17 protein-coding genes are annotated in these 22,991 nt (G+C 70.8%); 11 read left to right on the top strand and 6 right to left on the bottom strand.

From position 1 onward, the window contains the following. Positions 1-59: 59 nt before the first annotated feature. Complete coding sequence (locus tag OV090_RS22380; RefSeq protein WP_267706082.1) at positions 60-1,091, bottom strand: agmatine deiminase family protein; 1,032 nt, start codon at positions 1,089-1,091, stop codon at positions 60-62. Between the two features lie 4 nt (positions 1,092-1,095). Then, positions 1,096-2,073 carry a deoxyhypusine synthase family protein gene (locus tag OV090_RS22375; protein WP_267706081.1) on the bottom strand — a complete coding sequence of 326 codons (978 nt, stop codon included), beginning with the start codon at positions 2,071-2,073 and terminating at the stop codon, positions 1,096-1,098. Positions 2,074-2,190: 117 nt separating this feature from the next. Between OV090_RS22375 and OV090_RS22370 the strand changes: the two genes are divergently transcribed. The 5 genes from OV090_RS22370 to OV090_RS22350 all read left to right on the top strand — a co-directional run bounded on the left by OV090_RS22370 (position 2,191) and on the right by OV090_RS22350 (position 8,059). Then, positions 2,191-3,825 carry a glycerol-3-phosphate dehydrogenase/oxidase gene (locus tag OV090_RS22370; RefSeq protein WP_267706080.1) on the top strand — a complete coding sequence of 545 codons (1,635 nt, stop codon included), beginning with the start codon at positions 2,191-2,193 and terminating at the stop codon, positions 3,823-3,825. Positions 3,826-3,886: 61 nt separating this feature from the next. Then, positions 3,887-4,834, top strand: coding sequence for a diacylglycerol kinase family protein (locus OV090_RS22365; RefSeq protein ID WP_267706079.1), 948 nt, complete (start codon positions 3,887-3,889; stop codon positions 4,832-4,834). Between the two features lie 30 nt (positions 4,835-4,864). Beyond that, entirely contained in the window at positions 4,865-6,541 is a 1,677-nt protein-coding gene (locus OV090_RS22360; RefSeq protein WP_267706078.1) for an FAD-binding oxidoreductase, read from the top strand. After that, a complete protein-coding gene (locus tag OV090_RS22355) occupies positions 6,538-7,092 on the top strand; it encodes a hypothetical protein (RefSeq protein WP_267706077.1) in 555 nt (184 codons plus the stop codon). Before OV090_RS22360 ends, OV090_RS22355 begins: the two co-directional genes overlap by 4 nt. 118 nt (positions 7,093-7,210) lie before the next feature. Then, entirely contained in the window at positions 7,211-8,059 is an 849-nt protein-coding gene (locus OV090_RS22350; protein ID WP_267706076.1) for a hypothetical protein, read from the top strand. Between the two features lie 9 nt (positions 8,060-8,068). On the opposite strand, the gene OV090_RS22345 is transcribed toward OV090_RS22350, so the two are convergent. After that, positions 8,069-8,959 (bottom strand): hypothetical protein, encoded by an 891-nt coding sequence (locus OV090_RS22345; protein ID WP_267706075.1) that lies wholly within the window; start codon positions 8,957-8,959, stop codon positions 8,069-8,071. A 578-nt stretch (positions 8,960-9,537) separates the two neighbouring features. Between OV090_RS22345 and OV090_RS22340 the strand changes: the two genes are divergently transcribed. Further along, the gene (locus OV090_RS22340) at positions 9,538-10,944 is read left to right on the top strand and encodes a hypothetical protein (protein ID WP_267706074.1); all 1,407 of its coding nucleotides are present in this window, start codon (positions 9,538-9,540) and stop codon (positions 10,942-10,944) included. Between the two features lie 12 nt (positions 10,945-10,956). Here OV090_RS22340 and OV090_RS22335 read toward each other — a convergent pair whose 3' ends face one another. Continuing rightward, a complete protein-coding gene (locus OV090_RS22335) occupies positions 10,957-13,269 on the bottom strand; it encodes a hypothetical protein (protein ID WP_267706073.1) in 2,313 nt (770 codons plus the stop codon). Positions 13,270-14,057: 788 nt separating this feature from the next. Here OV090_RS22335 and OV090_RS22330 point away from each other — a divergent pair. Together OV090_RS22330 and tssD are read left to right on the top strand one after the other, a co-directional pair. Beyond that, a complete protein-coding gene (locus OV090_RS22330) occupies positions 14,058-14,363 on the top strand; it encodes a hypothetical protein (RefSeq protein ID WP_267706072.1) in 306 nt (101 codons plus the stop codon). A gap of 235 nt (positions 14,364-14,598) precedes the next feature. Next, positions 14,599-15,156, top strand: a complete 558-nt coding sequence (tssD, locus tag OV090_RS22325) for a type VI secretion system tube protein TssD (protein WP_267706071.1) — start codon at positions 14,599-14,601, stop codon at positions 15,154-15,156. A 36-nt stretch (positions 15,157-15,192) separates the two neighbouring features. Here the strand turns inward: tssD and uvrA are convergent, their stop codons facing one another. Both uvrA and pdxA read right to left on the bottom strand, forming a co-directional pair. Next, entirely contained in the window at positions 15,193-18,480 is a 3,288-nt protein-coding gene (gene uvrA / locus OV090_RS22320; protein WP_267706070.1) for an excinuclease ABC subunit UvrA, read from the bottom strand. Further along, positions 18,477-19,385: a 4-hydroxythreonine-4-phosphate dehydrogenase PdxA gene (pdxA, locus tag OV090_RS22315; protein WP_267706069.1), complete on the bottom strand. Its 909-nt coding sequence runs from the start codon at positions 19,383-19,385 to the stop codon at positions 18,477-18,479. Before pdxA ends, uvrA begins: the two co-directional genes overlap by 4 nt. Positions 19,386-19,516: 131 nt before the next feature. Between pdxA and OV090_RS22310 the strand changes: the two genes are divergently transcribed. The 3 genes from OV090_RS22310 to OV090_RS22300 all read left to right on the top strand — a co-directional run bounded on the left by OV090_RS22310 (position 19,517) and on the right by OV090_RS22300 (position 22,960). Then, positions 19,517-20,839 carry a DUF3108 domain-containing protein gene (locus OV090_RS22310; protein WP_267706068.1) on the top strand — a complete coding sequence of 441 codons (1,323 nt, stop codon included), beginning with the start codon at positions 19,517-19,519 and terminating at the stop codon, positions 20,837-20,839. A gap of 133 nt (positions 20,840-20,972) precedes the next feature. After that, positions 20,973-22,415 (top strand): serine/threonine-protein kinase, encoded by a 1,443-nt coding sequence (locus tag OV090_RS22305; RefSeq protein ID WP_267706067.1) that lies wholly within the window; start codon positions 20,973-20,975, stop codon positions 22,413-22,415. 26 nt (positions 22,416-22,441) lie between these two features. Next, a complete protein-coding gene (locus tag OV090_RS22300) occupies positions 22,442-22,960 on the top strand; it encodes a gamma carbonic anhydrase family protein (protein ID WP_267706066.1) in 519 nt (172 codons plus the stop codon). Positions 22,961-22,991: the final 31 nt, after the last annotated feature.

The following is a 22,991-nucleotide window of genomic DNA, read 5'->3' as shown; positions in this document are numbered from 1 at the left end:
TGGGGGCGCGCGGCCCTGCGCGCGCGCCCCTTCTTCATCAACGAAGAGAACGAGAATTTTTAGAACGGCTGCTGCTGGCTCAGGCAGTGCAGCGAGCCGAGGCCCACGACGAGATACTTCGCGGCCACCGGGACCACCACGCGGTCGGGGAACAGCTGTTCAAAAATTTTGAGCGCCTGCGCGTCGGTGGGTTGGTCGAAGGTCGGCACCAGCACGGCGCGGTTGGCGAACAGGAAGTTCGCGTAGCTCGCGGGCACCTGGCGGATGCCGCCGGGCCAGTCGTCTTCTGCGGGGAAGTCCCAGAAGATCGGCGTGGGCACGGGGAGCTCGACGAGCTGCAGCTTCTGGCCGTTCTGATCGCGCGCCTGCGTCAGCGCCTCCCAGTTGCGCTCGAGCACGTCGTGGTCCGGGTGGCCTTGCGGCGCCCGCACTGCGGCGATCGTGTCGGTCTTGACGAAGCGGGCCAGGTCGTCGATGTGGCCGTCGGTGTCGTCGCCGGCGATGCCTGCGGGCAGCCAGATCGCGTGGGTCGTGCCGAGGGCGGCGTGCAGCTCGCGCTCGATGTCGGCGCGGTCGAGGTCGGCGTTGCGGCCGGGGTGGAACAGGCACGACTCCGAGGTCATGACAGTGCCGACGCCGTTGACCTCGATGCTGCCGCCCTCGAGCACGAAGTCGTGGACCCACAGCGGCATGCTGAGCATCAGCGCGACCTTCTGCGGCACCACGTCGTCGTTTTGGCAGTCGCCGTACTTGCCGCCCCAATTATTAAAATGGAAGTCGTGCAGGGCCAGCGCGCCGTCGGACTTGCGCTTGACGAAGATAGGCCCATAGTCGCGGATCCACGCGTCGTCGGTGGCGATCGAGATCGACTCGCCGAGCATGCGCACCGGGACGAAGCGGCGCACCGCGGCGGCGAAGTCGGCGTGCTGCGCCTGCGCCTCGGCCAGGCAGCCGGGCCAGGTCGTCGGGTTGTGCGGGCGCGCCAGCCAGATCGACGACAGCGGCTCCCACTCCGCGGGCATGCGGTAGCCGAGCTCGGCCGCCGACTGCTTCAATTCGTTCAGGGGATGGTTGATGCGCGGGTGCTTCACGACGTCACCAGCCGAGTACGTAGGCGAAGACGAGCGGCGCGACGATCGTCGCGTCGGACTCGATGATGAAGTTGGGGGTGTTCACGCCGAGCTTGCCCCACGTGATCTTCTCGTTGGGCACGGCGCCGGAGTATGAGCCGTAGCTGGTGGTGCTGTCGCTGATCTGGCAGAAGTAGCCCCACAGCGGCACGTCGGTGCGCCGCAGGTCCTGGTGCAGCATCGGCACCACGCAGATCGGGAAGTCGCCGGCGATGCCGCCGCCGATCTGGAAGAACCCGATCGAGCTCTTGTCGGCGGTGCCCGCGTACCACTTCGCCAGCTCCGTCATGTACTCGATGCCGGTGCGCACCGTGTGCACGTTCTTCACGTGACCCTCGATCACGTGGCCGGCGTACATGTTGCCGAGCGTCGAGTCCTCCCACCCGGGCACGAACATCGGCAGGTCGCGCTCGGCCGCCGCCATCAGCCAGCTGTCCTTCGGGTCGATCTGGAAGCTGTCCTTCAGGACACCCGAGCGCAGGATCTTGTACATGAACTGGTGCGGGAAGAAGCGCTCGCCGGCCTGGTCGGCGCGCTCCCACTCGGCCAGCACCGCGCTCTCGATGCGCCGCATCGCCTCCATCTCGGGGATGCAGGTGTCGGTCACCCGGTTGAGGTGGCGCTCGAGCAGCGCCTGCTCGTCCTGCGCGGTCAGCGAGCGGTAGTGCGGGACGCGCACGTAGTGGTCGTGGGCGACCAGGTTGAACACGTCCTCTTCCAGGTTGGCGCCGGTACAGCTGATCGCCGTGACCTTGCCCTGGCGGATCATCTCGGCCAGGCTGAGTCCGAGCTCGGCGGTGCTCATCGCGCCGGCGAGGGTCACCAGCATGCTGCCGCCGCGGTCCAGATGGGCCCGGTACGCCGTCGCGGCGTCGACGAGGGCCGCCGCGTTGAAGTGGCGGTAATGGCGGCGGATGAACTCGGAGATCGGTCGGTCCTGCATGCGGCGGGCAGAGAATACGCGATCGCTGGGCCCAGCGGCACCGTGTGAACGGCGTCTCGCGGACAATGCGCACGAGGGCCTGGCCGCCGGGTCGGAAGGACAGTAGGTTTGCCCCGCATGCGGAGCCTCGCGCGCCTGGCCCAGCAGACCTTCGACCTCGTGATCCTCGGCGGCGGGATCACCGGCGCCTGTGTCGCCCGCGACGCGGCGCTGCGCGGGCTGCGGGTCGCGCTGGTCGAGAAGCGCGACTTCTGCAGCGCCACCTCGGGCGCGTCCTCCAAGCTCATCCACGGCGGCCTGCGCTACCTCAAAAACTTCGAGTTCGGCCTGGTGCGCGAGTCGCTGCGCGAGCGCCGGCTGTGGGAGCTGCACGCGCCCCACCTGGTCTACCCGTTGCCGATGCTGATGCCCGTCTACGCCGGCGCGGGCAATTCGCTGGCCGAGATGCGGGTCGGCCTGACCCTCTACGACCTGCTGTCCTGGGACCGCAATCGCCTGCCCGACCCCGACCAGCGGCTGCCCGCCCACCGCGGGCTGAAGCCGGCGGAGGTCCTCGCCACCGAGCCCAGCCTGACCCCGGAGGGCCTGAAGGGCGGGGCGCTGCTGTGGGACTGTCAGATGTTCTCGCCCGAGCGGCTCGAGCTCGAGTGCCTGCTCAGCGCCGCGGCGGCCGGGGCCGAGCTCGTGAACTACGTCGAGGCGGTCGGCTTCGTGCGCGAAGGCGCGCGGGTGGTCGGCGTGAAGGTCGAGGGCCGCCAGCCGGGCGACGGCTTCGTCGAGCTGCGCGCCCCGGTGGTCGTCAACGCCACCGGGCCGTGGGCAGACCTCATGCTCGCGACCCTCGGGCAGCAGCCGCACGCCCACCTGGTCCGCTCGAAGGGGATCCACATCATCACCCGCAAGCTGACCCGCGAGGTCGCGCTGATGATGGCCGCCGGGACAGGTCACTTCTTCGTCCTGCCGTGGCGCGACCACGCGCTCATCGGCACGACCGACGAGGTCTACTCCGGCCACCCCGACGCCTTCCGCGTCACCGAGGCCGACATCACCGGGCTCATCGCCACAGTCAACCAGTACTTTCCGGCGGCCGAGCTGCGCCGCGAGGACGTCCTGCACAGCTACGGCGGCATGCGCCCGCTGGTCGACGACGCCGGCCCGAAGTCGGGTTCGTACCAGAAGAGCCGCCGCGCCGAGGTCTGCGACCACGGCCCGACCGACGGCGTGCCCGGGCTGATCTCGGCCATCGGCGGCAAGTGGACCACCTCGCGCGCGCTCGCCGAGAAGGTCGTCGACCTGGCCCTGCGCCTGCTCGGCCGCCCGCGCACCGCGAGCATCACCGACCGCACCCCGCTGCCCGGCGGCGCGATCGGCAACTTCCGCGCCTTCGTGGCCGGGCTGCACGCGCGCCACCCGAGCCTGCCGGAGCCGCTGATGTACCACCTCGCGCGCAACTACGGCGCCCGCGCGGGCGAGCTGCTGGCGCTGATCCAGGCCGACCCGACGCTGGGCGCGCCGCTGCGGCCGGGGCTGCCGGAGGTGGGGGCGGAGATCGTGCACGCGGCCCGGGCGGAGTGGGCGATCGAGCTCGGCGACGCGGTGCTGCGGCGGACGGGCCTCGGGCAGCTCGGCGACCCGGGGCTGCGCGCGCTGGAGTCCGCCGCGCGCCTGATGGGCGGGCCGCGCGGGTGGGACCGCGCCGAGCAGGTGCGCCAGGTCGACCGCGTGCTCGACCGCTACGCCGCGCCGGCATGACAGGCCGGGCCGAAGCGACATAAGCTCAGGTCCGGGCCAGACTCGGCCGCGAAGGTTCCTCATGCGCGCGCGAGCGATCGTCAACCCGAACTCCTCCCGCGGCCGCCTCGCCCGCGCCTGGCCCGAGGTGCACGCGAGGTTGCAGGCGGCGCTCGGCCCGGTCGAGGTCGCGTTCACCGACGCGCCGATGGCCGCGGCCAGGCTCACGCGCGAGGCCCTGCGCGACGGCGTCGAGCTGGTGATCGCCTGCGGCGGCGACGGGACCAACAACGAGGTGGTCAACGGCTTCTTCGAGCCGCCCGCGCCCGGCGGGCCCGACGTCCGCGTCGGCGAGGGCGCGGCGCTGTCGATCCTGATGCTCGGGACCGGCGGCGACTTCCGCAAGACCTTCGGCGCCGCCGGCGAGGTCGACGCCCAGGTGCGCCGAATCGCCGAGGGCACCCCCAGGCCACTCGACGTCGGCCGCGTCGACTACGTCGCCGACGACGGCTCGCCCGCGGCCCGCTACTTCATCAACATCGCCAGCTTCGGCGTGTCCGGCGTGGTCGACCGCGAGGTCAACCGGGCCCGCCTCACGAAGTTGTTCGGCGGCAAGTTCACGTACTTCGCGGCGACCGTGCGCGGCCTGCTGCGCTACCGCCCGACCGAGGTGGTGATGCGGGTCGACGACGGGCCCGAGCTGCGGCTGGTCGTCAACACCGCGGCGGTGTGCAACGGCCGCTACTTCGGCGGCGGCATGCACGTCGCGCCGATGGCCGACCCGAGCGACGGCCGGCTCGAGGTGATCGTGATGCACGACATGGGTATCCTCGATCTTCTCAAGGACCCGAACGCGATCTACCGCGGCGAGCACCTCAAGAAGCCCAAGGTGCGCCACCTCTCGGGCACGCGCGTCGAGGCGCGGGCGCCCGCGGGCGCCGAGGTGCTGCTCGACATCGACGGCGAGGCCCCCGGCCGGCTGCCGGCGACCTTCACCGTGTTGCCCGGGGCGCTGACCCTGCGCTATTGAGTCTCACCACATGTACGAAGGGACAGACCGATGATCGACCGCCGCGCGCTGCGCTGGAACGGCTGGGGCTTCGTCCACGCCGGGTTCGAACTGGGCCGTCGCGAACCCGAGGTGTGGCGCTGGGTCGCCGACCAGCTCGGGCGCAAGACGCTGCCGCACCGCCCGGCCGCGCCGCTCGACCGCCTCGAGCTGGCGGCCAGCGCGCTGGCCGAGGCCGACCTCGCGGCCCTGCGGGCGATCGTCGGCGCCGATCACGTCAAGACCGACCGCTACGAGCGCGCCTTCCACTCGCGCGGCAAGAGCTACCTCGACCTCCTGGCCGTTCGGGCAGGTGACCTGCGGCACGCCCCCGACGCGGTGGTCTACCCCGGCAGCGCGGAAGAGGTGCAGGCGGTGGTGAACCACTGCGACCGCGAGGGCGTCGCCCTGGTCCCGTTCGGCGGCGGCTCGTCGGTGGTCGGCGGGGTCTCGGCGATCCGCGGCGACGCGCACAAGGCCGTGGTCACTCTCGACACCACGCGGCTCGGCCGGGTGCTGGCGATCGACGGCGAGTCATTGACCGCACGAGTGCAGGCCGGCATCTACGGCCCCGAGCTCGAGCGCACGCTGCAGCGCGAGGGCTTCACCCTCGGCCACTATCCGCAGTCGTTCGAGTTCTCGACGCTGGGCGGGTGGATCGCCGCGCGCGGGGCCGGGCAGCAGTCGTACCGCTACGGCAAGGCCGAGAAGTGGCTGGTGTCCGCGGAGCTGGCGACGCCGAAGGGCCCGTGGCGCACCGAGAGCTTCCCCGCCTCGGCGGCCGGGCCCAACCTCAACCAGTTCGTCGCCGGCAGCGAGGGCATCCTCGGCGTCATCACCGCGGCGACGGTGAAGATCCACCGCGTGCCGGCCGAGAAGGACTACCGCGGCTTCTTCTTCAAGGACTTCGAGGCGGGGGCCAAGGCGGTGCGGACGATCCTGCAGGAGGAGCTGCCGGTGGCGATGCTGCGCCTGTCCGACGGGTCCGAGACGCACTTCCTGCAGAGCTTCTCGGCGGCCCAGAAGCCGCCGGGGGCGATCGAGCGCGCGGCCATGCAGGCGCTGGCGTGGCGCGGCTACGGCGAGGGCCGCTGCCTGATGATCGTCGGCCTCGAGGGCGACCGCGAGACGGTGCTCGAGTCGCAGGTCCGCACCCGCGCGGTCATCGAGCGCCTCGGCGGGGTGCACCTCGGCAACCGCCCCGGCGAGCGCTGGTTCTCGAAGCGGTTCGCCATGCCGTACATGCGCGACCCCATGCTCGACCGCGGGATCGCCGTCGAGACGCTCGAGACCTCGGTCCGCTGGTCCGACCTGCACAACCTCTACCGCGGCGTCCACCTGGCCATCCACGACGCCCTGCGCGACAACGCGGCCGACGCCGATGCGCGCGCGATCGTCATGTGTCACCTGTCCCATGGTTACATCGACGGCGCGAGCCTCTACTTCACGATGATCTTCCCGCAGAAGCAAGGCGCCGAGGTCGAGCAGTGGCTGGCGATCAAGCGCGCCGCCTCCGACGCGATCGTGGCGGGCGGCGGCACCATCAGCCACCACCACGGCGTCGGCACCGACCACGCGCCGTGGCTGCTGCGCGAGAAGGGCGAGGTCGGGGTCGCGCTGCTGGCTGGCCTCAAGGACAGCCTCGACCCCAAGCACACGTGCAACCCGGGCAAGGTGCTGCCCGGGTGAGCGCGCCCGCGCCCGCGCCCGCGCGCCCGCTGCGACGCGACGTCGCCGCGGCGCTGCTGGTGCTCGTGGTCTGGGTGGTGCCGATCAGCCAGGGCGCGATCCAGGCGGCGCCGGCGACGTGGTGGCCCACGGTCGTCCGCGATCTCGGAGCGATCTCCTGCCTGTTCCGCCACCGGCCCGAGAGCGTGTCGTACTTTTATATTCAGGTGCTGCGCGACGGCCGGCGCGAGTGGGAGCCGATCGACGAGCGGGCGATGTTCCCGATGGAGCCGTTCGGCTACCGCAGCCGCTTCGACCGCTTCATGGAGCGCTTCGGGGCGAAGCACGAGGCGTCGCGCCTCGACCTGGCCCGCTGGGTGGCCGCCCGCGACCGCGAGCTGAACCCGACCCGCACGCCGGTGGTCGCGGTCCGCTTCCTCGCCGGCGCGCAGAAGATCGACCCGGCCCGCCCGCCGACCGGCCACTGGCAGAAGCCGGCGCCGACGCCCCAGACGGTCCGCGTGCTGTCGAGCCACGACCTGCGGATGGCCGAAGGGACAGGCGGGCGATGAGCTTTAAGCCTGTGTCCGAAGGGACGTGTCCACGAGGTGATGGGCGGGTCTGCTTGATGAGACATGTGCGAAGAGGCATGTTCTTGGGCATGGTCGAAGAGACAGGAGAATCCCCGGCGTGACGCCGCTGCAGCGGGCCCAGGCGTTCGTGTTCGGGCCGGTCGCCGCCGGGCGGCTGGTCGCGTTCCGCTCGCTGTTCGCGGCGACGCTGCTGTACTACGTCGTGTTCCGCTGGCGCTTCGCGGCGGAGTGGCTCACGCCGGTCGGCTACCACCCGAGCGGGGGCGCGAGCGGCGGGTTCCAGCAGGCCGTGCCGCTGCTGTCGGAGGCGGCGCTGCCGTGGTTCGGCGTCGTCTACTTCGCCTCGATCGTGGCGCTGATCGTCGGCATCAAGCCGCGCCTGGCGATCTGGCCGGTCCTGCTCGGCACCGCCTACGTCACCGGGGCGGACCGGCTGGCGGCGTTCACGATCAACAAGATCTTCCTCGGCGGCCTTTTGATCCTCGCCCTCGCCCCGCCGATCGCCACCGACGCCGAGGGCCGCGCGACCATCCGCTCGGCCTGGCCGCTGCGGGTGCTGCAATTCACCCTGATCGTGCAGCTGTTCGGCGCGGGTGTCTGCAAGGTCAGGTACGGTGATTGGCTGGCGCACAGCGACACCCTGTGGTATCAGGTCCAGCTCAACTTCATGACCGACAGCGCGGCGTGGATGGTCCGCACCTTGCCGATGTCGGTGTGGGCCGGCCTGCAGCACCTCGCGCTGGCGTTCGAGCTGGCCTCGCCGCTGCTGTTCACCGTCCGCCGCCTGCGCCCGCTCGGCTACGCGATGGGCTTCGGCATGTTCCTCACCATCGCGGTGACCATGCGCGAGCTGGTGTTCTTCGCCCTGCAGATGTGCGCGTTCTTCGTGCTGTTCGTCGACGAGGCGCGGCTGCATCGCCTGCGGCGGGCCTTCAGCCGCGATTGAGGCGACGGGTCACCGCGCCGCGCCGTCGATTCGCTGCAGCAGCTCCGGGACGTCGAGCTTCACGAAGACGTCGCCGGCGAGCGCCTCGAGCGGGGTGAACGGCCGCGGACGCGCGCGCAGCCACGCGGCGATTGGTTCGGCCGCCGCCGCGGGGACGTGCTCGCCGGCGCGGGCGCGGATCAACCACAGGCCGAGTTGCATTGGCGGGGGGAGCTCGTTCGCCCGCGCGTCGACGTGGCCGCGCTGGTCGAGGTACGCACTCCACAGCAATGATTCGGCGGCCGCGTCGCCGCCGGGCATCGCCTCGGCGTATTCGTCGTACCCGCGGGCACGGTAGAGGCCGGGGAGGTCGACGAGCCTGGTCAGCAGGTCCATCACGGTGATCGCGTCGGCCTCGAGCGCGGCGTCGCCGAGGAGCATCCACAGCTCGACGTCGCGGAGCGGCTGCACGCGACCGGCCCGCACCAGCGACCACAACAGCAGATCCCAGTCGTCGCCGGCCGCCCATTGCAGCTTGCCGAGCATTGCGAACTTGCGCCGATGCGCCCGCAGGTTGCGCGCGACCTCGCTGGCGACCTCGGGCTCGATGCCCGGTAGCGCCGTGAAGCGCCGCTCGGCGCTCGGGAATTCCGCCTCGTCGGCCAGCAGCCGCGCGCCCCGGGCCTGCAGCGCCGCGACCTGGCGCTCGAGAAACGCGGCCGCCGCCGGGGGCGAGAGCGTGGTCGTCGTGCGCGCGGCGAACCTGCGCTCGGGCCGACCACGCGCCGTCGTCACTGTCTCGCCGCGCCGGCGCAGCTCGTACGTCCGTACTGCGCCCGACCGCTCCGAATGCAGCAACCGCCGGACGTCATCGCCCTCGCCGGGCGGCTCGTAGCTCCGCGGGTGATCGGGGACGGCCATCGAACAGCAAAACAATTTGCCCAGCTTCACCGATTCGTCAAGCCGCCAATTTTTTCTGAATGGCCCGAGTCGGGAGCTCGCAATAGGTGGCCTGGCTTCAGGGGCAGCTTAGTGACGGCCTGCAGCCGAGCGTCGGGACAGCGCAAAACGCCCCGGGACCGCGAGCAACGCGGCGCCGGGGGCAAGTTCAGCGGATGTTGCCGATCGAGTTCTTGGCCGTATCGTGCCGCGTGCCGGCGCGAACGCCCGTCTTGATCGGCAAGGGATTGGTTTGCTTCTTGGTCTTCATCACGATCCTCCTTCAGGAGCCACCGTAGCACGGTGATGCGAGCGCATGAGCGCGGCCGGGCGGCCGGGTGCGGGCGAGAGCCAGCGCGTGTCGATCGCCCGCGATCGCCATCGCGCGTCGCTCCAAGAAGCAATGGCGAGTTCCTAAGAGCGACTGCGAATGGGACGTCTGGCTCTTCGGACATGTTTTTCGCGATCTCCTCGACCCGGGGCCTGGGAGCCACGGGCCTGCGTATGTGGACTTTTGAGGTACTTGCCCGCGACCGTGGCGCGTGGATACCCTTTACAAAATGCAACGCTGCATCGATCCGTCGCGGGTCCTCGGCTCCACGCTGGTGCTCGCGCTCGTCGCGTGCGGTGACGCCGGCTCGCAGACCACGGCCGGGGACACCAGCACCACCGCCCCGACCACCGCGCCGCCGGGGACCACCGCGGACACGCCGACGAGCACGGGCAGCGGCGGGCAGACGACGACCACGAGCAGCAGCGGGGCGAGCGACTCCGACAGCGACGCCACCACCGTGGCGCCGACGACCAGCACCGCCACGACCAACGGCCTCAAGCTCGATGTCGCCGCCCCGGACCAGGGCGGCTCGTGTGCGACCAAGTGCGGCAACACCGACTGGAGCTACGTGTGGATCGCCAACAGCGGCGAGCACACGATCAGCAAGATCGACACGCGGACGATGGAGGAGGAGGGGCGCTACATCACTCGCGCCGACCAGGCGGGCAACCCCTCGCGGACCTCGGTCAGCATCGACGGCAAGGCCGTCGCGGTCGCCAACCGGGCCGGCGGGATCACCAAGATCTGGGCGCGGCCGGAGTACTGCACCGACAAGAACGGCAACGGCACCATCGAGACCTCGCAGGGCAAGGACAACGTCTTGCCGTTCGACCAGGAGGAGTGCGTGGCGTGGTTCACCGCCTTCCCCGACGCCACCACGCAGCGGCCGATCGCCTGGACCTCGGGCACCTACAACGAGGCCACCTGCGAGTTCGAGGACCAGAAGATCTGGACGGCCGCGGCCAACGGCACCAAGGGCGCGCCGTGGCCGTGCGACGGCTCGCCGGGCATCTTCGTCTACCGCCTCAACGGCGACACCGGCGAGGTCGAGGACACCATCCACATGCCGGAGATCACCTGCGGCGGGACCTTCGGGCCGTACGGCGGCGCGGTCGACAGCGACAACAATTTTTGGATGTACATCTGGTCCGCGGGCACTCTGGTGCACGTCGACCACGAGACGCTCGAGTACTACACGATAAGCGGCGGCTCGTACGGCATCACCGTCGACACCAAGGGCCGGGTGTGGATCGACAGCGGCCAGCGCTACGACCCGGCGACGATGCAGTGGGCCTCGCAGATCGGCAACCAGCCCGGCAACGGCGGCAGCGGCGTGGCGGTCGACCTCAAGGGCCGCGTGTGGAAGGCGACCACCGGCGGGGTCGGGTGGGTCGACTCCGAGACGATGATGGTCGGCGACACTGTGACGCTGCCGAACCCGGGGCTCGCGCGCGGGGTCGGGATCGACGTCGACGGTTACATCTGGGCGGTGATCCTCGGCGGCACGCAGGCCTTCCGGATCCACCCTGACACCTACGAGATCGCCACGTACGACGGGCTCAACGCGCCGTACACCTACAGCGACATGGCGGGCGGGCAGATCAACAACGTGACCTGCAACCCGCAGGGCTGAGCGCGGCGCGGCTCAGCGCGCGGCGGCCGGGGTCGCGCCGCCGCGGCGGCCGTCGGTGCACTCGGACAGCTTGAACGCGACCTTGGTGACGCCGAAGTGGCCGCGCCGCTGGGCGTACGAGTGCGTGTGGCGGTTGACGACCTCGGTCACCGAGTTGACGTTGGCGTCGGCCTCGCCGCGGTCGGCGACCTCGTTGAGGCTATTGCTGGTCCAGAAGCCCATCGCCGAGATCATGCCGCCGCGAGGGCCGAGGATCTGGTCGCCGTCGGCCATGATGTCGACGCCGGACGCGGGGAACTTGCGGTTCATCTCGGTCTGCACGCTCTGGAAGTTGCCGCGCCCGGTGAGCTGCAAGTAACCCTTGCCGCGGTAGCGCCAGCCGTCGCCGCTGGCGATGTTGCCGTTGCCGTTGCGGTTGGCGTAGGCGCGGTTGGCGATCGCCTGCTGCTCCGCCGCGTGCCCCGGGGTGCGGCCGAGCTGCTGCGCTTCGGCGCGGTTGCGCGCGAAGTAACTGAAGGTGCTGATGAGGCGATCGGGCGGGTAATCGAGGCTCTCGGCCAGCGCCCGCACCGACGCGCCGACCTCCTCGCGCACCTGGGCGAAGAAGTGCGCCTTGCGGCGACAGGTCACGATGTCGAACTTCTTGAAGGCCTCGTTGAACACCGCCTTCACCTCGTCGATGCGCGCGTCCGTGGCGCTGGGGAAGATCTGCTTGAGCTGCGCGGCGGTGATCTCGGCCTCGCAGTTGGGGCAGCCGCCGCCGGTGCCGAGGAAGTTGGCGACCAGCGCGATCGGGTGGATGTGGTGGACCATCGGGCTCGCCGGGAAGCCCTCGACCTTGCCCGCCACCTCCGTCCACCAGCGCAGCTTGTCGATCCGCAGCTTCTCCACCTGCCACTCGGGCAGACCCTCGAGCATCAATGGGTCGAGCTCGTTCCACTTCGTCATCTCGCCGCCCCACTCGCTCTCGTAGTGGGCGACGATCCGCGCCAGCGCGCGCGCCAGCAGCGGCTGCCGCATCGCCGTCTTCAACTCCTGGGCGTCGAGGTTGCCGTCGCGGTTCTCGTCGATCTGCTCGTAGATCTTCGTCACCAGCGCGCTGCCCTCGGCCTTGTCCGCGCGCGCGGTGAAGTCGCCCTCCTCGCGCAGCGTCGCGGCGCCGTCGCGCAGCAAGTCGCGCGCCATCAGATCGACCGGCCGCACCTCGCCCTCGGACACGCACTCGAAGCCGGGCCAGGCCCACGGCGATTGCCACGACACCTTGTCGTGTCCGGTCTCGCGGACCCACCCGCCGCTGCTGCGCCGCGCCGCCGCGCCGCCGGCCCCGACCCCGTCGAGGCGCCACCACTTCTTGCCCTCGTGGTCGACCGCCTTGTCCTCGGCGGGCAAAGCCTCGAGCTCGGCCTTCGGGACCACGCGCGTGAAGCCGGCTTCGGGCCCGGTCGGATTGGCGACCTGCAGCGGGAACGCGCTCCACCCCGAGGCATCGGCCGCCGGTCCCGCGCCGCCCTCGCCGAGCGCGCCGCGCTCGACCCACAGCTCCGGCCCGCTCGGCTGCATGACCTCGCGCCTGCGATAGTTCAGCCGCTCGGCCTCGGCTTCGGTGCGCGTGCGCTGGTCGTCGCGCGCCCCGACGTACCAGCCGGTCCACACCGCGCCGCTCGAGTAGGTGTTGGTCGACGACGTGAACGTCCCGAGGGTCGAGCGCTCGGCGACCCGCACCTCGCTGCGGCGGACCTTCACCCATCGTCCCGCGGCCGCGCCACCGACGGGCGCCAGCCGCGTCCCCGCCGGCACCGTGACGTCAGGCTGGCCCGGCTGCACGAACTTGGCCGTGCTCTCGACCTGCAGCAGGGTGCGGGCGGTCTCCGGCAGCGTCTTCGCGTAGGTCCGCGAGCGCTCGATGAACGCCGGCACGTCCTCGCCGCTGAACACCTCGACGTGCAGCAGCGGCCGCTTGCCGCGCTCCGGCACCGGCTTCGCGTCCTCGTAGCGCTGATATTCGCCGAGGTACCCGATCTGCTTGCCGGCCTGGATCGCCCGCGGCGGCTTGACCGCGACGACCGTCTCGAGCTCGGGCTCGGTGTTGGTGTCGGGGTCCAGCTCGCCGAGGAACACCCAGCCGGTGGAGGCCGCCGGATCGACCGGCGTGCCCGCGCGCACCGGCGCGATCTGCCCCTCGATGACCTTGGAGATCCGCCCCCACTTCTTGTCGGCCGATCGCTCGCCGACCTCGATGCGAGCGCCTCGCGGCAAGATGCCGACCTTGGCGCTGCGGCTGGAGGCCTCGCGACGAATGTTCAGGCCGACGATCGGTTCGGTCATTGCGTGCTCCTCGCGGCTCCCGCGAGCGCCCATGGCCACGCTACCACATCGACTGCGGGCGAGTGACCTGGTGGCGACGCGCGACTCTCATCGGGTCGGTGCGGACTCGGATGAAGCCGGACCATCGCGCAGCTCGTGCTCGTCGGCGAGCAGCCCGGCCGTGGCGTTACGCCCGCGATAGGCTTCACCGACCCCGTCTCCAAGACATCCTCACGCGTCGCGCCGAGCGAGGACTCGTGGTGCGCCGGAACCGCTCGAAACCGCAGGGCGGGAGTCCGAGGGTGCGCCGGTGGAGGACAGCCACTCCATCACCCGTGCCGGCGACGCAGGGCCGGAGCCATGACGGCCGGGCAGCACGAGGACGCCAATCCATCGACGCGATTCGGGCGCGCTTACGATGGAATCGGCATTCGATCGAGTCGCCATGTCGATATCCGACTCACGCCATTCACAGGACTCCGGTGGAGGCATGACCGCGAATGCGTGCCTTCGATCACCGGCGCCGACGGGTGGCGCGCCGGCGTCCTCCGCGACGCGCGACCGGTCTTGCGACGGTGCCTCCATTCGCTCGCTGCACGAAAGATCGCGTCCGCCCCGTGGTGAGCCGCACAGCCGCATGGGCCAGCCGACGCGAGCTCGCCCGTGGCGACGAGTCGGCGGCGGCGGCGGCTCGACGAACCGCACAGCTCCCCGCCTCGGCGCCGCCCCGATGCTCGACAGGCTTCGGCTCCGGAACCATGTTTTCGGCGACCTCCCGCCGCGCTGGCGGGACTGCAGAGGAGACAGTGATGCCGTTCGAGAAGTGGGTCCTCGTCATGTCGCCGAATACACTCTTCGCGCTGTTCGCCGCGGTCGCCGGTCCGGACTTCGCCAGTCCGAGCCAGCCCATCGATGTCCGGCCCGTCCTCGATCGGGGCGACGTGGACGCGGGGTTCGACGAATTCTCGCCGCGAGAGGACGCCGACCTGAAGCTGTTCGATGCGCCCGACAGCGACGATTTCGTCCAGCGCGACAACCCGCACCACCCTGCGCCGAGCTCGAATCCGTGCAAGAAGAAGGAGAACGAGCCGAAGGGGTGTCCGGGCGACAAATAGCGCCAGTTCTTTGGTACATGTCTTTTCAGACATGTACCAAAGATAATGCGTTGTCGATGCGCGCGAGGCCGTGGTCCTCGGCAACCCCCAGCGATGTGGCGAGCGGGCCGCCGCGGCATCGCGCGCGACCTGGGTGGAGCGCGCCGGCGCGCCGCTCGTCGCCTGTGCATCGAGCCGGCGATCCGCGGTAACGTGCCGCGCGCGCGAGGATTCGTCGCGCAGGAGCACGATGGCGATGTCGAGCAAGCGGTGGTTGCGTTCACTGGCGCTGGTGGCGTGTGTCTCGGGGGTCGCGTTGGCCCCGTTCGCGGAGGCCGAGGCGGCGCTCAACGCCTACCTCCGGATGAAGGGCCAGAAGGTCGGGGACATCAAGGGCAGCGTGGCCAGGAAGGGGCGCGAGAACTCGATCGAGATCCTCTCGCTGAACCACGAGGTCAGCATGCCGCGCGACGCCGCCTCGGGCCTGGCGACGGGCAAGCGCCAGCACAAGCCGATGGTGCTGACCATGGAGCTCGGCAAGGCGACGCCGGCGATTCAGCAGGCCTTCCTCGACAACGAGCTGCTGACCTCGGTCGAGCTCAACGTGTTCGGCCCGGACGCCAAGGGGGCGGAGACGCTGACGTACACGGTCAAGCTGACGAACGCGAGCATCAGCGCGATCCGGCTGCTGCCGGGCCCGAACGACAAGGTCGTGCAGGAGGTCAGCCTGACCTACCAGAAGATCGAGTGGATCTGGCGCGACGGCAACATCACCTCAGTGGACGACTGGGAGCGGCACAACGTCAAGAAGTGACGTGCCCCGAAAGGCATGTTTTTCAGAACATGCCCTTCAGGACAGGCCGAGGACGCGCGCCAGGTAGTGGCCGGTGGCGCTGTCCTTGACCCTGGCGACCTGCTGCGGCGGGCCGGCGGCCAGCAGCTTGCCGCCGCGCGAGCCGCCCTCGGGCCCGATGTCGACGACCCAGTCGGCGCACTTGATGACGTCGAGGTTGTGCTCGATGACGACGATGGTGTTGCCCTCGTCGACCAGGCGGTCGAGGACCTTGAGCAGCTGCTTGATGTCGCCGAAGTGCAGGCCGGTGGTCGGCTCGTCGAGGATGAAGAGCGTCTTGCCGGTGCTCTTCTTCGCCAGCTCCTTGGCCAGCTTGATGCGCTGGGCCTCGCCGCCCGACAGGGTGAGCGCGCTCTGGCCGAGCGTGACGTAGCCGAGGCCGACGTCGCGCAGGGTCTCGAGGCCGCGACGCAGGTTGGGGTAGTTGGCGAAGAACTCGCAGGCGTCGGCGACCGACATCTCGAGCACGTCGGCGACGCTCTTGCCGCGGTAGGTGATCGCCAGCGTCTCCCGGTTGTAGCGGCGGCCGTCGCACGAGCGGCAGGTGACGTACACGTCAGGCAGGAAGTGCATCTCGATGCGGCGCACCCCGTCGCCCTGGCACGACTCGCAGCGGCCGCCCTTGACGTTGAACGAGAAGCGCGCCGGCGTGTAGCCGCGGATCTTCGACTCGCCGAGGTTGGCGTACAGCGTGCGCAGCTCGGCGAACAGGCCGGTGTACGTCGCGGGGTTCGAGCGCGGCGAGCGGCCGATCGGCGACTGGTCGACGTGGATCACCTTGTCGAGGTGCTCGAGGCCGGTGATCGAGTGGTGCGCGAGGCCGAAGTTCGAGGCGCCGTTGAGCCGCCGCGCCGCCTCCGGCAGCAGGGTGTCGATCACCAGGCTCGACTTGCCGGAGCCGCTGACGCCGGTGACGCAGGTCAGCGCGCCGAGCGGGATCTTGACGGTGACGTCCTTGAGGTTGTGGCCGGTCGCGCGCGAGATGCAGATCGCCGGGCCGCTGCTGCCGCGCCGCTTCTCCGGCACCGGGATCGTCATGCGCCCGGTCAGGAACGCGGCCGTCAGCGAGCGCTTGTTCTGCAGCACCTCCTGCAGCGGCCCGGCGGCGACGACCCGCCCGCCCTGGGTGCCGGCGCCGGGGCCCATGTCGACCAGGAAGTCGGCGGCGCGGATGGTGTCCTCGTCGTGCTCGACGACGATGACGCTGTTGCCGAGGTCGCGCAGGCGCACGAGCGAGGCGATCAGGCGGTCGTTGTCGCGCTGGTGGAGGCCGATGCTCGGCTCGTCGAGGATGTAGGTGACGCCGACCAGCGCGGCGCCGATCTGCGTGGCCAGGCGGATCCGCTGGGCCTCGCCGCCCGACAGCGTCATCGTCGTGCGGTCGAGCGTGAGGTAGCCGAGCCCGACCTCGAGCATGAACTTCAGCCGCTGCTTGGCCTGGGCCAGGATCGCTTCGGCCACCTCGCCCGTCTCGGGCCCGAGGTCGAGCGCGTCGAGGAACGGCACCAGCTGCTCGATCGGCAAGGTCGCCAGCTCGGCGATGTTGCGCCCGCCGATCTTGACCATGCGCGCCTCCTGGCGCAGCCGCTGGCCCTCGCACGCGGGGCACGGCACCTCGGCCATGAGCTCGGCGATCTCCTCGAGCGAGCCGCCGTTGTCGTCGGCGTCGGCGTCGTCGACCTTGTCCTCGGCCTCGCGGAGGCGCCGCTGCAGCCCGGGTATCACGCCCTCGAACGGCGCGGCCTTCTTGCCGGCGAGGCCGGGGATCGCCTCGCCGCCGGTGCCCTGGATGATAGCGATCTTCACGTCCTCGGACAGATCGATCCACGGGGCGAACAGGTCGAAGGCGTAGTGCTCGGCGAGCGCCTGCAGCTGGGCGTGGGCGGTCTTGCCGGCCCGCCGCGTCCACGCCGAGAGCGCGCCCTCCTTGATGCTGAGGTGCTCGTTGGGGACGATCCGCCGCGGGTCGAAGATCCGCTTGCCGCCGAGGCCATCGCACTCGGGGCAGGCGCCCTCGGGGCTGTTGAACGAGAACAGGCCGGGGGTCAGCTCGGGGTAGGCGAGGCCGTGGTCGAGGTCGGCGAAGCGCTCGGAGAACTGCAGCTCCTCGCCGTCGAGGGTGACGACCTTGAGCTGGCCGCCCGACAGTCGCAGCGCGGTCTCGACCGAGTCGGCGAGGCGGCCGCGGACGTTGTCCTTGAGCACGAGGCGGTCGACGTAGACCTCGATCGTGTGGCGGACCTTGGGGTCGAGCTTGACCTCCTCGCTGCTGAGGTCGCGCACCGCCTCGTCGACCGCGAGGCGGGCGAAGCCCTGGCGACGCAGGTCCTCGAGCAGCTCGTGGTGGTCGCCGGGGGTCTCGCGCACGACCGGCGCGAGCACGCTGAAGCGGGTGCCGGCGGGCAGGGCGAGCACCGCGTTCAGCATGTCCTCGACGCTGTGGCGCTTCATCGGCTTGCCGGTGCGCCAGCTGAAGACCTCGCCGCAGCGGGCGAAGAGCAGGCGCAGGAAGTCGTAGACCTCGGTCGAGGTGCCGACGGTCGAGCGCGGGTTCTTGCCCGGCGACGACTGCTCGATGGCGATCGACGGCGACAGGCCCTCGATGAGATCGACGTCCGGCTTGGGCAGCTGGGCCAGGAACTGGCGCGCGCTGGCCGAGAGGCTCTCGACGTAGCGGCGCTGGCCCTCGGCGAAGATGGTGTGGAAGGCGAGGCTCGACTTGCCCGAGCCCGAGGGGCCGGTGAGCACGACCAGCTTGCCGCGCGGCAGGTCGAGGTCGATGCCCTGCAAGTTGTGCGTGCGGGCGCCGCGGATCTTGATGCTGTTCGGCGGGACGGGGATCGCGGAGGTCGTGGCGGTAGCGATGGCCTCAGGAGCCGAGGCGACAGTCGTCACGGCCTTCGCGGCCGGTGCGGCTTCGGGCGCGGGCGCGGGCGCGGATGCGGCGGGCGTCGAGGGGGTCGCAGCAGCGGCCTTGGCGGCCTTCCCAGTCGGGGCAGCCGGTTCGACTTCGGGCGCCGAAGCTGCCGCGGAGGAATTGGCCTTCGAAGCGGCGGCCTTGGAGGCCTTCGCCGCCGGGGCCGGAGCGACGGCCTGCGCGGCCGACGAGGTGGCCGCAGCGGCGGCCTTGGAGGTCTTCGCGGTCGGGACCGCGGGAGCGACGGCCTGCGCGGCCGACGAGGTGGCCGCAGCGGCGGCCTTGGAGGTCTTCGCAGCCGGGGCCGCAGGGGCGGCCGACGCCGACGAGGCCGCGGCGGACTTGCGGGTCTTGGATACCTGGCTCATGGTACATGTCCCCGAGCGAGGGCGACGGCCGCCAGCATGCTGCTGGGATCGGCGACCCCGCGGCCCGCGATGTCACGCGCGGTGCCGTGGTCGGGCGAGGTGCGGGTGAACGGGAGCCCGAGGGTCATGTTGACGCCGTCGCGCATGTGCAGCAGCTTGAAGGGCCCCAGGCCCTGGTCGTGGTACATGGCGAGCAGGCCGTCGAGGCCGCCTTCGAGGTGGGTGACGAACGCGGAGTCGGCCGCGAGCGGGCCGACGAAGCTGCACTGCAGTGTTTCGGCGGCGGCCCACGCCGTCAGCTCGGCGACCGCCGGCGCGATGATGCGCTGCTCCTCGTCGCCGAGCATGCCGCGCTCGCCGGCGTGCGGGTTGAGCCCGAGCACGCCGATCCGCGGGGCCGGGAGGCCGAGGTGACGCAGCAGCGTGTGCGCCAGCAGCTTGCCGCAGCGGACGATCGCGGCCGGCCCGAGCAGCTCGGGCACGGCCCGCAGCGGCACGTGGATCGTCACCGGCACGACGCGCAGGCGCGGGCCGATCATCAGCATGGCGAAGTCGTCGACGCCGGCGCGGTGGGCCAGGTACTCGGTGTGGCCGGGGAATGCGAAGCCCTCGGCCTTGCAGGCGGCCTTGTCGATCGGCGCGGTCACCAGCGCGGCGCCGGGCTGCTCCAGGACGAGATCGACCCCGCGCACCAGGGCGGCGACCTGACCGCCGCGCACGTCGTCGACCAGGGGGGCGATCGCCTCCCAGCCGCGGGCGGCCCACGGGGTGGCGAGAGCGCGGGCGAGCCCCTCCAGGCGCTCGCGGTCGGCGACGACGCGATCTCCTGTGCGGAGCGCGCCGGCCTCACCCAGGCGGAGCAGGAGCTCGGGACCGATCCCCTCGGGGTCGCCTTGGGTCACCACGAGATGCGGCACAGCTGGCAGTGCGGTACTCAAGCGCTCCTTGAAGTTGGCGGAAAAGGGCCGGCACTCTACCATCTTTGCCTCGCGTCATGACGAAGCGCCCTCCCTCCTCGCGGCCTACACGCGCGACCTTGAGCGCGGCCCTCGCGGCCCTCGCTACATCGGTGCTGTGCGCCACGGCGACGGTGACGACCTGGAGCATGGCGCGTGAAGCCGAGGCCCGGACCTCGCACAGCGAGGCGCCGGCGAACGCCACGCCGACCGCGACGGCCCCGGCGCCGACGACTGCACCTACAACCACCGCGACTGCACCCGCGACTGCGACCCCTGTCCCCGCAACCAAGGACAAGTCGGTCCGCATCACGCCGTCGAAGCAGCCGCGCAGCGAGCCGCCGCCGGAGCCGGCGCCGCGGCCCGAGGGTCGACTCGCGGCGCCGGAGATCGACCTCGGATTTTTTGCAACAGATGGCTCCCGCCTGCCGCGGGTCGAGCCGCCGAACGCGCTGGTGCAGGGGCGCGAAGAGCCGGGGCTGTCGCCGCTGGTCGGTCGCAGCGGCGAGCTGGCGAGGCCGCCGCTGGTCGACCGCTCGCGGCGCCTGCGAGCGTCGCCGCGGCCGCCGGACTTCGGCTTCACGCTGCAGCCCGGCGAGAAGTTCAAGTACGACATCATCTTTGGCGGCAACCCGACCGGCATCGCCGAGGCCGGGGTGGTGTCGCGCGAGGCGGGGCCGAACGGCTCGCCGGACCGCATCCGCCTCGAGGGCTTCGCGCGCACCAGCGGCGTGGTCGCGCTGCTCACCACCCTCGTCTACGACATGGCGGCCTACGTCGACGCCACGACCGGCGCGCCGCTCGAGACCGGCTCGATCACCCGCCGCGAGGGCCTGCCCGGCTCGTACAAGCGGCGCGAGACGACGACCACGTTCTTCGGCCGCGGCTTCGTCGAGATCCAGGACAAGCGCGACGAGCGGTCGGCGACGCACCGACGGCGCTTGCCGGTCGACACCTTCGACCCGCTGTCGATCATGGCGTGGGTCCGCTCGCTCGACCTCAAGCCCGGCGAGAAGGTCAAGGCGTACGGGCTCGACGGCACGGTGCTGCTGCGCGTCGACATCACCGGCAAGGGGCCGGTGCGGTTCGAGGGGATGCCGCCGATCGGGACGGCCCTGGGGATCGCTCCCGACCAGGTGCAACAATTCGAGGGATCGATCACCCGCGTCGACCGCTACGGGGCTGCAATTCCCGGAAAAAAGTCGTATAAAATGCGGGTCTGGGTGAGCACGGACGGCCGGCGCATCCCTCTGGCCGTCGAGAGCGACATCTGGTTCGGTGTCGTCCGCCTGGTGCTCACGCAGTACGATCCGCCGCGTACGCAGACAAGCTCGACAGCGCCCGCCGGACCGCCTGCTCGGCCCCCGGCGGCGGTTCCGGCCGCCGGGCCCGTGCCCGGATGATGCGCGCCCTGGAGCCGAAACCTTTGTTACACTGCCTCGCGTTTTCGCGGTTTGTCACCGCGATTTGCACGCTCCGCGAGATTGAATATTTCTCCGCCCGACAGGGCCGACCCGCCGAAAACTCCGCGCCGTCATGACCTCGCAACGCTACCGACCCCTCTTCAAGCTCGACGCCGGCGGCATGGCCGAGGTGTACGTCGCCGAGGCCGAGTCGATGGCGGGCTTCAAGAAGAAGGTCGCCATCAAGCGCATCCTGCCCGGCCTCATCAAGGATCAGCGGTTCGTCCGCATGTTCCTCGACGAGGCGCGGCTGAGCCTGCGACTGGCCCACGCCAACATCGTCTCCGTCTTCGACATCGGCGAGAGCGACAGCACCTACTTCATCGTCATGGACTTCGTCCATGGCATCAACATGAAGACGCTGCTCGAGCACCAGGTGAAGCGCGGCGGACCGATGCCGGTGGCGCTGACCGTCTTCATCCTCAACGAGGTGCTGAAGGGCCTGTCGTACGCCCACCGCCTCACCGACAGCGAGACCGGGCGGCCGCTCGGCATCATCCACCGCGACATCTCGCCGCCGAACATCCTCATCTCGTGGAACGGCGAGATCAAGCTGACCGACTTCGGTCTGGCCAAGGCGACCACGCAGCTCGAGTCGACCGACCCGGGCGTGGTCAAGGGCAAGTACAGCTACCTGTCCCCGGAGGCAGCTCGCGCCGAGGAGATCGACGCGCGCGCCGACCTGTACGCGGCCGGCATCCTCGGCTTCGAGATGCTGACCGGCCGGCGGCTGTTCCGCGGCAAGAACGACTACGAGACGATCGCCCTCGTGCGCGCGGGCGAGGTCCCGAGCATCCGCCAGTACAACCCGAACGTGCCCGAGGACCTCGAGCAGGTGCTGTTCAGGGCGCTGCACAAGGACATCTCGCAGCGCTACCAGACCGCCGACGACTTCGCCGAGGCGCTGCTCGGGTTCCTGTTCACGCACCGCCTCAAGGTCTCGGCGCGCGACCTGATCGACTTCTGTCGCCCGGTCCGCGAGGAGCAGGAGGCCGAGCGCCGCCAGGCCGAGACGAAGGCCCAGCAGGAGCGCTCGCCCGGCGGCAACAACCTCATCATCAACCTCATCAACGAGGAGATGCTGCACTTCCGCTCGCTCGGCCAGGAGGAGAAGAAAGAGGCCTCCGCGGGCGCGCAGCCGGTCGTGGCGATCGGCGAGCCGAAGGCGCTCGACCCGAGCCAGCCGCTCGACGTCGACGTGTTCACGCCGGCGCCCGGCGGGGTCACGCCGAACCGCCTGGGGCTGTCGCCGACGCCGACCGAGCCGCTGCCCGACAAGAACGAGCCGTCGCTCGTCGACCAACTCGGGCTCAGCAAGGACGACCGGCCCAAGACGTCGCCGGACAACAAGCTGCCCAAGCGCCCGCCGCCGGGCAATCGCACCATCCCGCCCGACCCGCGCACCGCCCGGCCCCCCGAGCCCACCAACAAGGGCGAGGGCGGCTCGGCGTGGATCATCGTGCTGCTGCTGCTGCTGGTCGGCGGCGGCGTGGTCGCCTTCCTGGTCCTCACCTGACCTTTCGGCCAGGCACGGCCCCTCGCATGCTCGAGAAGCTCCGCGGCATCCGGCCCCAGGTCGCCCCGACCGCGTTCGTCCATCAGGCGGCGACGCTGATCGGCGACGTGGTCGTCGGCCCGCGCGCGTCGATCTGGCCGGCGGCGGTGCTGCGCGGCGACGACGGGGCGATCGTGATCGGCTCCGACACGTCGATCCAGGACGGCACCGTCATCCACGCGACCGAGGGCGTCTCGCACACCACCGTCGGCGCGCGCGTCACCGTCGGCCACAAGGTCATCCTCCACGGCTGCACGATCGGCGACGACTGCCTGATCGGCATGGGCTCGATCGTCCTCGACAACGCGATCGTCGAGCCGTGGTCGTTCGTCGGCGCCGGCACCCTGATCCCGCCGGGCAAGGTGGTCCGCTCGGGCGAGATGGTGATGGGCAACCCGTTCCGCGTGGTCCGCCAGCTCACCGCGAAGGACCGCGAGTGGATCGAGTACGCCTGGACGGTCTACGTCAAGCGCGCCGCCGAGTACCTGGCCGAACGGTCAGAGTGATGCGATGAGCCGGGCTTCGGGGCGGGCGCCG

This window comes from Nannocystis sp. RBIL2 (assembly GCF_026626745.1).
Taxonomy (GTDB): domain Bacteria; phylum Myxococcota_A; class Polyangia; order Nannocystales; family Nannocystaceae; genus Nannocystis.
Note: the sequence above shows the minus strand (reverse complement) of the source record. Positions and strands in the feature narration are given on the sequence as shown.

What these genes read in the sequence shown, in the direction of transcription:
- OV090_RS22375 (WP_267706081.1), bottom strand. Translation starts at nt 2,073, where the DNA reads ATGCAGGACCGACCGATCTCCGAGTTCATCCGCCGCCATTACCGCCAC.
- OV090_RS22370 (WP_267706080.1), top strand. Translation starts at nt 2,191, where the DNA reads ATGCGGAGCCTCGCGCGCCTGGCCCAGCAGACCTTCGACCTCGTGATC.
- OV090_RS22365 (WP_267706079.1), top strand. Translation starts at nt 3,887, where the DNA reads ATGCGCGCGCGAGCGATCGTCAACCCGAACTCCTCCCGCGGCCGCCTC.
- OV090_RS22360 (WP_267706078.1), top strand. Translation starts at nt 4,865, where the DNA reads ATGATCGACCGCCGCGCGCTGCGCTGGAACGGCTGGGGCTTCGTCCAC.
- OV090_RS22345 (WP_267706075.1), bottom strand. Translation starts at nt 8,959, where the DNA reads ATGGCCGTCCCCGATCACCCGCGGAGCTACGAGCCGCCCGGCGAGGGC.
- OV090_RS22340 (WP_267706074.1), top strand. Translation starts at nt 9,538, where the DNA reads ATGCAACGCTGCATCGATCCGTCGCGGGTCCTCGGCTCCACGCTGGTG.
- OV090_RS22335 (WP_267706073.1), bottom strand. Translation starts at nt 13,269, where the DNA reads ATGACCGAACCGATCGTCGGCCTGAACATTCGTCGCGAGGCCTCCAGC.
- OV090_RS22330 (WP_267706072.1), top strand. Translation starts at nt 14,058, where the DNA reads ATGCCGTTCGAGAAGTGGGTCCTCGTCATGTCGCCGAATACACTCTTC.
- tssD (WP_267706071.1), top strand. Translation starts at nt 14,599, where the DNA reads ATGTCGAGCAAGCGGTGGTTGCGTTCACTGGCGCTGGTGGCGTGTGTC.
- uvrA (WP_267706070.1), bottom strand. Translation starts at nt 18,480, where the DNA reads ATGAGCCAGGTATCCAAGACCCGCAAGTCCGCCGCGGCCTCGTCGGCG.
- OV090_RS22305 (WP_267706067.1), top strand. Translation starts at nt 20,973, where the DNA reads ATGACCTCGCAACGCTACCGACCCCTCTTCAAGCTCGACGCCGGCGGC.
- OV090_RS22300 (WP_267706066.1), top strand. Translation starts at nt 22,442, where the DNA reads ATGCTCGAGAAGCTCCGCGGCATCCGGCCCCAGGTCGCCCCGACCGCG.